Here is a 15,917-nt window from a genome sequence, read left to right as displayed (position 1 = left end):
TAGAGGTGAGTTATGAGTAAGGACAAGAAAACACCCCCTTCGCAAGACACCAAATCGGAGTCTAAGAGCGAAGAGCAGAAAAAGCGTGAAGCCAAAGCGAAAAAGAGAGCTCAGGAACAAGATAATCAGGTATCTAAACTCCGCGCTAAAGAGTTTCGTCGTTCTGGCTCAGAGCGTGGTTTCAATAAAGATTTGGTTGCAGATAAATCATGGCATACCGCGAGTGGTTTAGCTCATACGGAGCATCAGCAAGGAGAAGGGGACAAAGAGTCAGAAGTCCTTCCAGTCTCTGACACTGAGCCTTCTCAAACTTTAGTGTCACCCTCTGAAAAAGTAGCGAAAACTCGCGCCGAAGTGAGCGATGACACGGGCGAGAATGAGAAATCCCAAAGCACGCAAGATCACCGAGGTGGCCATCATTTGGTGGCAGCCTCTTCTCATACTGATTCGGGTACCTACACGCCATTGTCAAATATATCGGGTGTGTCCAAAATAATTGCTCCTGCTCTTTTACCCGTGTTTAAACATTTAGCAGAGCACCATACGAACGATATTGACGCACTCTCACACCCCACAACCACCACTTCTTCGCAAAATCATTCGGAACAAATTGAAAGCACTTCTCATCCCTTACACATAGTCTCTTCGATGCGCCACGCTGTGGTAAAAGAAGACACCAGTCAGGATCAAGTTGCTGGACATTTAACAACAAGTGGTGATGGTAGTCAGTCTGTTATCTGGTCAGTGGAAAACAAGGGCGGCCATTATGGTGAATTAACACTGGATAGCCACAGTGGAGAGTGGGTTTACCACCTTGATAACCAACTGGCTTCAACCAATGCGCTTGCAGAAGGTGAGCATAAGACGGAACAGTTTGTTGTTGTCGCAACAGATAACCGTGGCAAAACACTTTCAACGGTAATTAGCGTCGAAGTAGATGGCAGTAATGACCGACCAGTGATCTCTGGGGTTCATAGTGGCAGCGTAAATGAGCATGGCGTGATAGATGAAGCTGTCGGTCAATTGATAGCCGTTGATCCTGACCATGGTGACAAAGTGACGTGGGGTGTCGTTCAACCAAAGGGCAGCTTCGGTGAACTGTATATTGATGCAAGTAGTGGTGAATGGCGTTATCAGCTTGATAATCAGGCTCCTTCAACAGCGGCGCTTACTGATAGGCAAGTAGCGACAGAAACCTTTTTAGTCACGGCGACAGACTCTTCCGGTGTACCTGTGGAGCAAATAGTGACGATATCGGTACATGGAACGAATCAGAGTGCGACAGTATCAGGTATTTTTACTGGGTCGGTTACAGAAGATCTTGTATCACCTTCCGGACATTTAGAGGCTCAGGGGCAGTTATCTGTTATCGATCCTGACTCTGGTGAGAATGCATTTACCCCTGAAATACTAACGGGTAAGTATGGTCAAATTGATATTGATGCTCACGGACATTGGGTTTATACCGCTGATAATAACAACGCCACGATACAAAGTTTAAAGGGTGGAGAGCAGCTCAAAGAAGTTTTATACGTTCATACGATTGATGGAACTTCACAAGCTATTTCCATCACGGTGTCTGGAACCAATGACAAAGCGGTGATCAGTGGCGTAACGACCGGCACACTGAAAGAAGATGTTATCACTGACTATCAAGGTAAATTAGATGTTATTGATACAGATGCCGGGCAATCTGGGTTTGTCGAGCAGCCAAACACACAAGGCCAGTACGGTGTATTCACTATTGATAGTGATGGCTTGTGGCATTACACACTCAATAATCAAGATTCGAAAGTTCAGGGGTTGAACGAAGGCCAACAGTTAACAGAAACCTTTACGGTTAAAACGTTGGATGGAACTAGCCGCGAAATACAGGTCAATATCCAAGGCACCGACGAAACTTCATCGAGTTCACATACCACTACTACACAACAAGTAGGTGGAGGAAATCCAACGACCCAAGCACCGAACACGGTAACGCCAACATTCGCACACGGTTCCAATGTTCCTCATCAACCGGACAGTAGCGTCAACCATGCTCCGATCATTTCCTCAACTTCTACTGTCGATGTAGATGAGGATGGCAAAATCGCTCAAGGGCAAATTCACGCCAGTGATGCTGATACCGGAGACCAATTGCATTTCTCAGCCGGACAAGTGGATGGCTTTACCCTCAATGCGGATGGCAGTTGGTCATTCGACCCAAGCCACAGCGCGTATCAGCACCTGGATCAGGGGCAAACTGAGACACTGACCATTCCCGTGACGGTCACCGATAATGCGGGCGCGACTGATACACAAAACCTAACAATCACTGTGACAGGGACCAATGATGGCGCCGTCATATCTGGCGCTGGAGCGCAGCTGAAAGAAGACTCGGCGGTCTCAGCGTCGGGTGATCTGCAAGCCAGTGGACAACTGACGATTCAGGATGTGGACAGCGGGGAAGCCGCGTTCAAACCGCTCTCAAATGTGATGGGGAATGCCGGATATGGCCATTTCTCACTTAGTATCGACGGGCAGTGGCAGTATCACGCTGATAACAATCAGCCCGCGATCCAACAATTGGCGGCGGGTGAGCCATTAACGGACTCCATCACCGTCACCAGTGTGGACGGGACCACGCACACCATCAGCGTGACGATTGAAGGGACGAATGACGCCCCCATCGTGGCGCACAGCGTAGTAAATCAGCAAATAGATGAAGACAGCGCGTTACAGTTCACGCTGCCAAGTGACACCTTTGGTGATATTGACCATGGCGATACCTTGACGCTCTCCACAGGTAGCTTACCGACGTGGCTGCATTTTGATGCATCCACCGGAACGTTTAGCGGCACACCAACCAACAGTGATGTGGGCAGTAATCAAGTCACGGTGACGGCGACAGACGTTCACGGTGCTCAGGTATCGACCACCTTTGATTTGACCGTCAACAATGTCAATGATGCACCGACGCTGACCCCGATCGCGTCGGTTTCCGTCGACGAGGACGGCCAGAAAGCGTCTGGTCAACTTATCGCTACCGATCCAGATGCAGGCGATACGCTGAGCTATTCAATTGCCAATCCGGTGTCCGGTCTGACGTTCAACCCTGACGGTAGTTGGGTGTTTGACCCAACGGATGCGGCGTATCAATCGTTGCCAGTGGGACAAAGTCAGACCCTGACCATCCCAGTCACGGTGACGGATGCGGCTGGTGCGACCGATGTTCAGAACTTAGTGATTACTGTGAATGGCACCAATGATGGCGCTCGGATGGGGGGAAATTTGCAGTACGTGCTGGCAGAAGACCAAGATGCAATCCATGGCGATCTGACTGCCAATGGTCACCTGGTCGTGCTGGATGTAGACAGTGGTGAGTCGCATGTAACCGCGCAAAGCGTGACGGGTCAGTATGGCCGTTTCAGTATTGATGAGCAGGGGCATTGGACTTACAGCGCAGACAACAGCAACCCAGCGATTCAGGCGTTAGGCCAGAACGGTCAGGGGGAAATTGTTGAGCGTTTCACGGTCAGCTCAGCGGATGGCAGTGCCAGCCGTGATGTAGTGGTCCGCATCATGGGCACGAACGATGGTCCGGTGGTTAACCATGCCATTAGTGGTGCGGTTGCTGACGAAGACACGGCATTCAGTTTTACTGTGCCGAGTGACACGTTCACCGATATCGACATCGGCGATACTATGACCCTGTCAACAGGTACATTGCCAGCCTGGCTGCATTTTGATGCGGCGACAGGTACCTTCAGCGGCACGCCAACCAACAGCGATGTGGGCAGCACGCCAGTCACGGTGACGGCGACCGACGATCACGGCGCTCAGGTATCGACCACCTTTGATTTGACCGTCAACAATGTCAATGATGCGCCAACGTTGACCCCGATCGCGTCGGTTTCTGTCGATGAAGACGGCCAGAAAGCGTCCGGCCAACTTATTGCTACCGACCCGGATGTGGGCGATACGCTGAGCTATTCAATTGCCAATCCGGTGTCCGGTCTGACGTTCAATCCTGACGGTAGCTGGGTGTTTGATCCAACGGATGCCGCCTATCAATCGTTGCCAGCAGGACAAAGCCAGATACTGACCATTCCGGTCACGGTGACGGATGCGGCAGGTGCGACGGATGTTCAGAACTTAGTGATTACCGTGAATGGCACCAATGATGGTGCAGTCATATCTGGCGCTGGAGCGCAGCTGAAAGAAGACTCTGCGGTCTCAGCGTCGGGTGATCTGCAAGCCAGTGGACAACTGACGATTCAAGATGTGGACAGCGGTGAAGCTGCATTTACGCCGATCACGGATGTCACCAGTGATTCGGGTTATGGTCATTTCTCACTCAGTGCCGACGGGCAGTGGCAGTATCACGCTGATAATAATCAGCCAGTTATCCAACAACTGGCGGCGGGTGAGCCACTAACAGACTCCATCACCGTCACCAGTGTGGATGGTACCCCGCACACCATCAGAGTGACGATTGAAGGGACGAATGACGCCCCAATCGTGGCGCACTCTATGGCTAGCCAGCAAGTCGATGAAGACAGCGCGTTCAGTTTTACTGTGCCATCAGATACGTTCACCGATATCGACATCGGCGATACGCTGACCCTGTCCACTGGTAGCTTACCGGCGTGGCTGCACTTTGATGCAGCGACTGGCACCTTTAGCGGTACGCCAACCAACAGCGATGTGGGCAGCACGCCAGTCACGGTCACCGCGACAGACGATCACGGTGCTCAGGTGTCGACCACCTTTGATTTAACCGTGAACAATGTCAATGATACGCCGACGCTGACCCCGATAGCGTCGGTGTCTGTCGACGAGGACGGCCAGAAAGCGTCCGGCCAACTTATTGCTACCGACCCGGATGTGGGCGATACACTGAGCTATTCAATTGCCAATCCGGTGTCCGGTCTGACGTTCAATCCTGACGGCAGCTGGGTGTTTGACCCAACGGATGCAGCCTATCAATCGTTGCCAGCAGGACAAAGTCAGACGCTGACCATTCCGGTCGCAGTGACAGATAATGCGGGCGCGACTGATACACAAAACCTAACAATCACTGTGACAGGTACCAATGACGGCGCAGTCATATCTGGCGCTGGAGCACAGCTTAAAGAAGACATGGCGCTTTCAGCATCGGGTGAGCTGCAAGCCAGTGGACAATTCACGGTTCAGGATGTGGATAGCGGTGAAGCTTCATTCACGCCGATTACTGATGTCACCAGTGATTCGGGTTATGGTCATTTCTCACTCAGTGCCGACGGGCAGTGGCAGTATCACGCTGATAATAATCAGCCCGCAATCCAACAACTGGCGGCGGGTGAGCCATTAACAGACTCCATCACTGTCACCAGTGTCGATGGCACCCCGCACACCATTAGCGTGACGATTGAAGGGACGAACGACGCCCCAATCGTGGCGCACTCTATCGCTAGCCAGCAAATCGATGAAGACAGCGCGTTGCAGTTCACGCTGCCAACTGACACCTTTGGTGATATTGACCATGGCGATACCTTGACCCTCTCCACCGGTAGCTTACCGACGTGGCTGCATTTTGATGCATCAACTGGAACGTTCAGTGGCACACCAACCAACAGCGATGTGGGCAGCACGTCAGTCACGGTCACGGCGACAGACGATCATGGCGCACAGGTGTCGACCACCTTTGATTTAACCGTCAATAATGTCAATGATGCGCCAACGCTAACCCCGATCGCGTCGGTGTCTGTCGACGAGGATGGCCAGAAAGCGTCCGGTCAATTTATCGCTACCGACCCGGATGTGGGCGATACACTGAGCTATTCAATTGCCAATCCGGTGTCCGGTCTGACGTTCAATCCTGACGGTAGTTGGGTGTTTGACCCAACGGATGCCGCCTATCAATCGTTGCCTGCAGGGCAAAGTCAGACATTGACCATCCCGGTCACGGTGACGGATACGGCAGGTGCGACCGATGTTCAGGACTTGGTCATTACCGTGAATGGTACCAATGATGGCGCAGTCATATCTGGCGCTGGAGCGCAGCTGAAAGAAGACTCGGCGGTCTCAGCGTCGGGAGAGCTGGAAGCGAACGGGCAGTTAACGGTTCAGGATGTGGATAGCGGTGAAGCTTCATTCACGCCGATCACGGATGTCACCAGTGATTCGGGTTATGGTCATTTCTCACTTAGTACTGACGGGCAGTGGCAGTATCACGCTGATAATAATCAGCCCGCTATCCAACAACTGGCGGCGGGTGAGCCATTAACAGACTCCATCACTGTCACCAGTGTCGATGGCACCCCGCACACCATCAGCGTGACGATAGAGGGGACGAATGACGCCCCAGTCGTGGCGCACACCATCACCAGTCAGCAAATAGATGAAGATACCGGCTTCAGTTTTACTGTACCTTCAGACACGTTCACCGATATCGATATCGGCGACACGATTACCCTGTCAACAGGCATGTTGCCAACCTGGCTGCATTTTGATGCCTCGACGGGCACTTTCAGCGGCACGCCAAGCAATAGCGATGTGGGCAGCACACAAGTCACGGTGACGGCGACAGACAATCACGGCGCACAGGTGTCGACCACCTTTGATTTAACCGTCAACAATGTCAATGATGCGCCAACGCTAACCCCGATCGCGTCGGTGTCTGTCGACGAGGACGGCCAGCAAGCGTCTGGTCAACTCATTGCGACCGACCCGGATGTGGGTGATACGTTGAGCTATTCGATTGCCAATCCAGTATCCGGACTGACGTTCAATCCTGACGGTAGCTGGGTGTTTGATCCAACGGATGCTGCCTATCAATCGTTGCCAGCAGGACAAAGTCAGACATTGACCATTCCGATCACGGTGACGGACGCCGCAGGTGCGACCGATGTTCAGAACTTAGTCATTACTGTGAATGGCACCAATGATGGCGCCCGGATGGGAGGGTTGTCGCAGCACATGGTTTCAGAAGATCTAGATGTCAACCATGGAGAGCTGATAGCCAATGGTCGCCTGGCCGTGCTGGATATAGACAGTGGCGAATCACATATTACTGCGCAAAGCGTGACGGGTCAGTATGGCCGTTTCAGTATTGATGAGCAGGGCCATTGGAGCTACAGCGCAGACAACAACAATCCAGCGATACAAGCATTGGGCCAGAACGGTCAGGGGGAAATTGTTGAGCGTTTCACGGTCAGCTCAGCGGATGGCAGTGCCAGCCGTGATGTAGTGGTACGCATTATGGGCACGAACGATGGTCCGGTGGTTAACCATGCCATTAGTGGTGCGGTTGCTGACGAAGACACGGTCTTCAGTTTTACTGTACCTTCAGACACGTTCACCGATATCGACATCGGCGACACGATGACACTGTCAACAGGCACATTACCAACGTGGCTGCACTTTGATGCCTCGACGGGAACGTTCAGTGGCACACCAACCAACAGCGATGTGGGCAGCACGCCAGTCACGGTGACGGCGACAGACAATCACGGTGCTCAGGTGTCGACTACCTTTGATTTGACCGTCAACAATGTCAATGATGCGCCAACGCTGACCCCGATAGCGTCGGTGTCTGTCGACGAGGACAGCCAGAAAGGGTCTGGTCAACTTATTGCTACCGACCCGGATGCAGGAGATACGCTGAGCTATTCGATTGCCAATCCGGTGTCCGGTCTGACGTTCAATCCGGATGGCAGCTGGGTGTTTGATCCAACGGATGCCGCCTATCAATCGTTGCCAGCAGGGCAAAGTCAGACGCTGACCATTCCGGTCACGGTGACGGACGTCGCCGGTGCGACCGATGTGCAGAACTTGGTCATTACCGTGAATGGCACTAATGATGGCGCAGTCATATCTGGCGCTGGAGCGCAGCTGAAAGAAGACTCGGCGGTCTCAGCGTCGGGAGAGCTGGAAGCGAACGGGCAGTTAACGGTTCAGGACGTAGACAGCGGTGAAGCCGCATTCACGCCGATCACGGATGTCATCAGTGATTCGGGTTATGGTCATTTCTCACTCAGTGCTGACGGGCAGTGGCAGTATCACGCTGATAATAATCAGCCCTATATCCAACAACTGGCGGCGGGTGAGCCATTAACAGATTCCATCACCGTCACCAGTGTGGATGGCACCACGCACACCATCAGCGTGACGATAGAGGGGACGAACGATGCGCCAATCGTGGCGCACAGCGTTGCGTCTCAACAAATCGATGAAGACAGCGCGTTCCAGTTCACGCTGCCAACTGACACCTTTGGTGATATTGACCATGGCGATACCTTGACGCTCTCCACTGGTAGCTTACCAACCTGGCTGCACTTTGATGCAGCGACTGGCACCTTTAGCGGCACGCCAACCAACAGCGATGTGGGCAGCACACCAGTCACGGTGACGGCGACCGACGATCACGGTGCTCAGATATCGACCACCTTTGATTTAACCGTCAACAATGTCAATGATGCGCCAACGCTGACTCCGATCGCGTCAGTTTCTGTCGACGAGGACGGCCAGCAAGCATCTGGTCAACTCATTGCGACCGACCCGGATGTGGGTGATACGTTGAGCTATTCGATTGCCAGTCCGGTGTCCGGTCTGACGTTCAATCCTGACGGTAGCTGGGTGTTTGATCCAACGGATGCAGCCTATCAATCGTTGCCAGCAGGGCAAAGTCAGACTCTTACTATCCCTGTCACGGTGACGGACGCCGCAGGCGCAACAGATGTGCAGAATTTAGTCATTACCGTGAATGGTACCAATGATGGCGCAGTCATATCTGGCGCTGGAGCGCAGCTGAAAGAAGACTCGGCGGTCTCAGCGTCGGGAGAGCTGGAAGCTAACGGGCAGTTAACGGTTCAGGATGTAGACAGCGGTGAAGCCGCATTCACGCCGATCACGGATGTCACCAGTGACTCGGGTTATGGTCATTTCTCACTCAGTGCCGACGGGCAGTGGCAGTATCACGCTGATAATAATCAGCCCGCAATCCAACAACTGGCAGCGGGTGAGCCATTAACAGACTCCATCATTGTCACCAGTGTGGATGGCACCCCGCATACCATCAGCGTGACGATAGAGGGGACGAACGACGCCCCAATCGTGGCGCACAGCGTAGTAAATCAGCAAATAGATGAAGACAGCGCGTTACAGTTCACGCTGCCAAGTGACACCTTTGGTGATATTGACCATGGCGATAACTTGACGCTCTCCACAGGTAGCTTACCGACGTGGCTGCATTTTGATGCATCCACCGGAACGTTTAGCGGCACGCCAACCAACAGTGATGTGGGCAGTGTGCCGATTAGCGTGACTGCCACGGACTCGCAAGGGGCGAGTGTCACCACGCAATTTAACCTCACTGTCAATAACACCAACGATGCACCGGTGATGACCCCGATAGCGTCTGTTTCTGTCGATGAAGACGGCCAGAAAGCGTCCGGTCAACTTATCGCCACCGACCCGGATACAGGTGATACGCTGAGCTATTCGATTGCCAATCCGGTATCCGGCCTGACGTTCAAGCCGGATGGCAGTTGGGTGTTTGACCCAACGGATGCCGCCTATCAATCGTTGCCAGCAGCACAAAGCCAGACACTGACCATCCCGGTCACGGTGACGGACGCAGCAGGTGCGACGGATGTTCAGAACTTAGTCATTACAGTAAATGGTACCAATGATGGCGCAGTCATATCTGGTGCAGGAGCGCAGCTGAAAGAAGACTCGGCGGTCTCAACATTGGGTGATCTGGAAGCCAGTGGGCAACTGACGGTTCAGGATGTAGACAGCGGTGAAGCTGCATTCACACCGATCACGGATGTCATCAGTGATTCGGGTTATGGTCATTTCTCACTTAGTGCTGACGGGCAGTGGCAGTATCACGCTGATAATAATCAGCCCGATATCCAACAACTGGCGGCGGGTGAGCCATTAACGGATTCCATCACTGTCACCAGTGTCGATGGCACCCCGCACACCATCAGCGTGACGATAGAGGGGACGAACGACGCCCCAATCGTGGCGCACAGCGTAGTAAATCAGCAAATCAATGAAGATAGCGCGTTCAGTTTTACTGTGCCATCAGATACGTTCGGCGATATTGACCATGGCGATACCTTGACGCTCTCCACCGGTAGTTTACCGACGTGGTTGCACTTTGATGCCTCGACGGGCACATTCAGCGGTACACCGACTAATAGCGATGTGGGCAGCGTCCCGATTAGCGTGACTGCCACGGACTCGCAAGGGGCGAGTGTCACCACGCAATTTAACCTCACCGTCAATAACACCAACGATGCACCGGTGATGACCCCGATAGCGTCGGTTTCCGTCGACGAGGACGGCCAGAAAGCGTCCGGTCAACTTATCGCTACCGACCCGGATGTGGGCGATACACTGAGCTATTCAATTGCCAATCCGGTGTCTGGTCTGACGTTCAACTCTGACGGTAGCTGGGTGTTTGACCCAACGGATGCCGCCTATCAATCGTTGCCAGCAGGGCAAAGTCAGACGCTGACCATTCCGGTCACTGTGACCGACAGTGCGGGTGCTACTGATACACAAGATTTGACTATTATAGTAACTGGGACAAATGACGTCCCGACACTGACTGTTCATACGCAAGGCATGACTACGGGAACACTCGTTGAGAACGATGTAGACAGCTCGGATACTCATACGTTTGGCGTCAGCCAACCTTCTGGTTTATTTGGTGACCTAACACTAAATCCTCAGACTGGTGCGTATGTATATACACAACATTCAACAGTCACGGGTATGACTTACCAAGCCTCCAGTCAGACATACAGCGGTCAAGATACGTTCGAAGTTCAAGTTTCAGATAACCACGGCGGTACTGAGACTAAATATCTTACCTTTGATGTTAGTGGTACGCTTTCTGCTCCAGTCGCAGGCACAACACAGCCAACGATTCAGACACAGGTACTCGCACCGCCAGTCCTAACCACTACGGTGGCGAACTCTCACGTTGTTACACCGTCACTGACTAATGCCGTCACACTACAGCTTGACGTAACCAGCGATAGTGGCGTGTCTGATCAGGACCATATCACAAATGATGACACGCCAACCATTGTGGGTACTACCTCGATACCGTTCTCTACAGTCACAATTTCTGAAAATGGTGTTGTAGTGGCGAATGCACTGTCAGATGGCAGTGGTCACTATCAGGTTACATTGCCACAGCTTCATGAATCGACTCATCACTTGGTCGCTTCAGCGGTTGATCCTTCGGGTAGTGGTACCGGACAGTCAAGCGTTCTGGATATTGAAATCGACACGACGCCCCCTCCGGTATCCATCACGCTTGATCCGATTACTTCAGATGATGTACTTAATCATAGTGAGCTGAGTAGTGTTGTCTCTGTCGGTGGTTCAGTAGGGAGTGAAGTCTCTCCCGGTTCTGTCGTGACATTAGATATTGGAGGCTCTAGCTACAATGCTGTGGTCGATACAAATCACCGTTTTGCCGTTGATGTTCCGGGAGGAGTATTAGGAGCAAATAGTGAAATTGTCGCCAGTGTCTCAGCTGAAGATGTCGCTGGCAATAAATCCACGGTAAGTGATACGCATCAATATAGCGTTGATGATTCAGCTTCCATAGATATAGACCTTATCAGTGGAGATAACATGTTGGATCCCACTGAACATCACGAGGATCTTGTTGTTTCGGGCACAGTAAATGGTGTCGAAGATGGACAAATCGTTAACATATCATTGGGCGGACAAGACTATCAGGCCACAGTTGTAAATCAGCAATGGAGTACGACTGTCGATGCGACAGATATTAGTGCTCTTCCCGGTGGGTTGAATAGCGTTATTGCAACCGTGGTTGATCATGCTGGTAATTCAGCTTCCTCGACGAGTCCATTATTTATACCGGATACAACAAACCCTGTACCTTCGATGTCATTCCTAACACCACCAACTCCAACAGGTGGGGGAGGCATCGGTTCCCATATATCGGGCGATTTAGTTGTCCCCCCATTGTTACAGCAGTTAATGCCAACACAGCAAGGAGGAGGCTGGGCAATATCTGATGGTCAAGGCCATACGATGACAAGCCTAAAAGGCCAGTACGGAACACTGACGATAGACCCGGATACTGGACATGTCGAGTATATCTATAGTGACGCGCCAGTCCCCGGCGATAAAACGGCAGGCGGTACACATTGGGCCGGGCAAACCTCTTCTGAAGAACATCATGACCTCTTCCAGATTGTGTATCATGATGTTCATGCTTCGAATGTGGACGTAAAGGTCAATTTAGATGTTACCTACGTGCATGGGCATAGTGGTCACAATCAGGAATCGACCCATCTGGTTGATATGACCGTGACCTCTGCATCCGGTGTTAGTCCTGCGCCCCCAGCATCTCAGCATGATGAGGTAGGGACAGATATCGAACCGGTGGCTGAATTTACCGTTTTGCTGTCGGATGATGTGACAGGAGCTGATTACACTAGTCAATCGGATAGTTCATTGCACAAGTCTTTACCAGCCGATGATCAAACACGTCCTGTCGATCATTATCTCAATATGGTTGGATTGTCACCGAGTGAAGTGGCCCCTGCAGCAGAAACTAAACTTGATCATTATCTGCACAGCAGTACTCAGTTAGTCGATGACTTATCTGATGTAAATCCAGTACCAAATCATGATGCCGACCTTTCCGACGCGTTAGTGCATGACCATGATAAAAATTTGGCGAAAGCCCATGATAAGGGTTTAGAAGAAACGCCAGATAATCATGATCATCATAGTGATGATGACCTGTTAAATTCAGGGCTCAATGACATGCACAATCAAATCTAGAAAGAAGTCTGCTTGAAACTAAAAGAGCCGCGATATGCGGCTCTTTTTATATTTAAGTTATTAACATGCTTACGGTGTTTATATAAGTAGCGCTCGCACATTTGTTACATAATACTTGGTAGCCATAGGGACAATGGCGGAATCAGTAGTAACAACAGTAATCGAACGATATCTGCGCACCAATAAGGAGTGACACCTTTGAATATCGTGCTGGTTTTGATGTCTTTGACGACACTGCTGAGCACAAAAATGTTCAATCCTACCGGCGGGGTAATAAGACTTATCTCAGTGACAACCACGACCACAATACCAAACCAGACCAGATCAAAGCCTAAGCTTGCAACCAATGGGTAGAATACTGGTACTGTCAGCAGAAGCATCGAAAGGCTTTCAAACACAGTGCCGAGTAGGATGTAAATCCCCATGATCGCCAGAATCACATAGATTGGCTCTGCGCCGAAAGATTCCATCCAGGTGACGAGCTCATGAGGCAACCCAGTGCGGTTGACAAAGTTTGAGTAAATAAGTGCCCCGATAATGACCCCAAACAGCATGGTAGAGGTTCTCGCGGTATCAATCAGGATCTCTTTAAGCACACTGATGGTCAGAGAACGGCGATAGAGTGCAATAGCAAAGGCACCACCGGCCCCAATACCTGCCGCTTCAGTTGGCGTAAAGGCACCCAGATATATTCCGCCCATTACTAGTGCGAACAACCCAAGAATACCCGAGACAGACTTCAGCGCGGCCTTTTTATCTTCCTTAGACATCTTTTCACCTTTAGGACCCGCATTTGGGTTACGCCATACAACGTATTTTGTGGCTAAAAGATACATGAAGATACCAAGTATGCCCGGGATAAAGCCTGCTGCGAAAAGATCTCGAATGCTCTGTTCGGTGAGTACTCCATAGATAATTAGGATGACACTCGGTGGAATCAAAATCCCTAGCGTCCCGCCTGCCGCTATGGATGCTGCGGCTAAACCATCTGAATAGCCATACTTTCTCATAGAAGGCATGGCAACCTTAGCCATGGTTGCTGACGTCGCCAGGCTAGAGCCTGAAATGGCTGAGAAACCACCACATGCCGCTACAGTTGCCATTGCTAATCCGCCGCGATAGTGGCCCAAGAACGCATAACAAGCTCTGTACAGTTCTTGAGACATACCCGCGCGAGTGATTAAGTTCCCCATCAGAATAAACATAGGGATGACCGACAAGCCATAATCCTGCGCAGTGTCGATCAGTCGTTTAGCACTGACGGTTAGCGCACCGTTAAAGTTCCAGTCCCCCAGAGCGGCATAGCCTACGAACCCCACCACACCCATTGCAAACGCGATCGGCATTCTTAACAGTATTAGCATCATCAGTACTGCGAAACCAATTAAGGCAATAGTCATATCAATCCCTCTGATTCAAATACTCTTTGTTAAAGATTCGCGTAATCACTAAAACAAGAGAAGTGATTGCGGTTAGCCAGCATGAAATAGCCAGAAAATAGACAAAATAATAGGTTGGGATTTCGAGATATTCGGTCATCTCTCCGTACATTAGTGCTCGGTCCCCCAGTTCCCATACTTTGAATCCCATTACTGAGAGACAAAGCGAAACTACGGCATCAAAGCCCATATCGCGTATGTTTTTTACCTTTCTGGGAATAATGCTATCGGTCAGGTCAACACTGATATGCTCTTTACGCCATGTCACCAATGGCATCGTAGAGAAAATGAGTGCACCTAAAAGTAACTCTGTGAGTTCTACACTTCCGGTTACTGGCTTTTCAAACAGGTAGCGTCCTATTACATCGATACAGGTAAGCAGCATCATCGAGAGTAATATCAGACACGCACACAGCTTCAGAAACTTATCCAAAAGTTGGGCAGTAGACTCCCAACTTTTGGTAAACCAAATTAATGAGTTGTTCATCATTGATTCCTAAAGCTCGATTGGCTCGTAGCCATTAACGATTTTTCTGAACTCGGTTAATGCCGCTTGGGCGTCGACTTTACGCGACTTAACTGATTTCACCCATTTATCGTCAAGACCTTGAGTAAGTCGCTCATAATATTGAACATCTTCATCAGACAAGTTCTCTACTTTGCTGCCTGACGCGATAATATCAGCCTCACCAATTTCATCGGCTTTGGACCAGTAACGGCCTGCCAGTGCGGAGAGCTTTTCGCCAGATACGCTTCTGATTGCCTGACGATCTTCTTCAGAGAGTTTTTCCATAAATTGAGGACTGATGAAAATGCCAAATGAGCCGAGATATAAACCAGTTGGTAGCTTGTAGCTGTATGGTGCGACATCTTTAAAGCGAGCAGCTTTCATCATGTCCATTTGCATGAACAGACCATCTGCTACACCTTGCGATAGCATCTCATACGCTTTTGTTGCAGGTGCGCTTACGCCCGACACTTCCAGAAGATTACCTACTTCGGTGGAGATACCACCACCTACACGCATTTTTTTGCCTTTCAGATCTTTAAGAGATTCGATCGGCTCGCGCATATGGACTTGACCAGGCCCATGAACAAATACCCCGGCCAGTTCGACGCCGTTGTATTCAAATGAGCTTTTAAAGTACTTCTCGTTAACGCGCCAGTGAGCGACAGAAGCGGCTTCACCACTGGCCTTGTTGCCTGGAAGCTCAGCAATTTGAGTTAAGCGAAAACGTCCTGGGAGATAACCATGAAATGTCCAAGCGGCATCAACCGCGCCATCTTCGACTAATTCAACAAGACTTTTGGGGTGAGCCAAGTCGTATTCCAGTTTAATCGTGACACGTCCATCAGTGGCTTCTTCTATCCATTTCCCCCAAGTTGGCAGTACATCAGCATTCATTGTCTGCATTGGACTGAGCCATGTTGCGATTTTTAGTTCGTGCGTTTGTGCTTGAGCACTGTGACTCACCAATAGGGTGGAAGCGAGCAATCCTGCCAGGCCTTTAGCTACGGTTGATTTAAACATACTGATTCCTTTGTAAGTCCCATTAAAATAAATTAATCTCCTCACCAAATGACACATAATTAGGTCAAATGATAATTTAAACGTATCATTTAAAATGATGGTTGTGTATCATGATTGTTAATGAATTGTGATTTTGTGAA

Annotated in this window: 4 protein-coding genes; 1 reads left to right on the top strand and 3 read right to left on the bottom strand. The window is 50.7% G+C overall.

The features are described from left to right. Positions 1–12 precede the first annotated feature (12 nt). Positions 13–12,807, top strand: coding sequence for a VCBS domain-containing protein (locus VER99_RS16205; protein WP_020334262.1), 12,795 nt, complete (start codon positions 13–15; stop codon positions 12,805–12,807). A gap of 104 nt (positions 12,808–12,911) precedes the next feature. Here the strand turns inward: VER99_RS16205 and VER99_RS16200 are convergent, their stop codons facing one another. Genes VER99_RS16200 through VER99_RS16190 form a run of 3 tightly spaced genes read right to left on the bottom strand, consistent with a single transcriptional unit; the run spans position 12,912 to position 15,777 of the window. Beyond that, the gene (locus tag VER99_RS16200) at positions 12,912–14,207 is read right to left on the bottom strand and encodes a TRAP transporter large permease (protein ID WP_020334263.1); all 1,296 of its coding nucleotides are present in this window, start codon (positions 14,205–14,207) and stop codon (positions 12,912–12,914) included. Between the two features lies 1 nt (position 14,208). Beyond that, positions 14,209–14,733, bottom strand: coding sequence for a TRAP transporter small permease (locus VER99_RS16195; RefSeq protein ID WP_020334264.1), 525 nt, complete (start codon positions 14,731–14,733; stop codon positions 14,209–14,211). A 9-nt stretch (positions 14,734–14,742) separates the two neighbouring features. After that, positions 14,743–15,777: a TRAP transporter substrate-binding protein gene (locus tag VER99_RS16190; protein WP_020334265.1), complete on the bottom strand. Its 1,035-nt coding sequence runs from the start codon at positions 15,775–15,777 to the stop codon at positions 14,743–14,745. Positions 15,778–15,917 lie beyond the last annotated feature (140 nt).

It is taken from the genome of Vibrio natriegens NBRC 15636 = ATCC 14048 = DSM 759 (assembly GCF_035621455.1).
Taxonomy (GTDB): Bacteria; Pseudomonadota; Gammaproteobacteria; order Enterobacterales; family Vibrionaceae; genus Vibrio; species Vibrio natriegens.
Note: the sequence above shows the minus strand (reverse complement) of the source record. Positions and strands in the feature narration are given on the sequence as shown.

Coding starts and splice junctions, on each gene's coding strand:
- VER99_RS16190 (WP_020334265.1), bottom strand. CDS start 15,777: ATGTTTAAATCAACCGTAGCTAAAGGCCTGGCAGGATTGCTCGCTTCC.
- VER99_RS16195 (WP_020334264.1), bottom strand. CDS start 14,733: ATGAACAACTCATTAATTTGGTTTACCAAAAGTTGGGAGTCTACTGCC.
- VER99_RS16200 (WP_020334263.1), bottom strand. CDS start 14,207: ATGACTATTGCCTTAATTGGTTTCGCAGTACTGATGATGCTAATACTG.
- VER99_RS16205 (WP_020334262.1), top strand. CDS start 13: ATGAGTAAGGACAAGAAAACACCCCCTTCGCAAGACACCAAATCGGAG.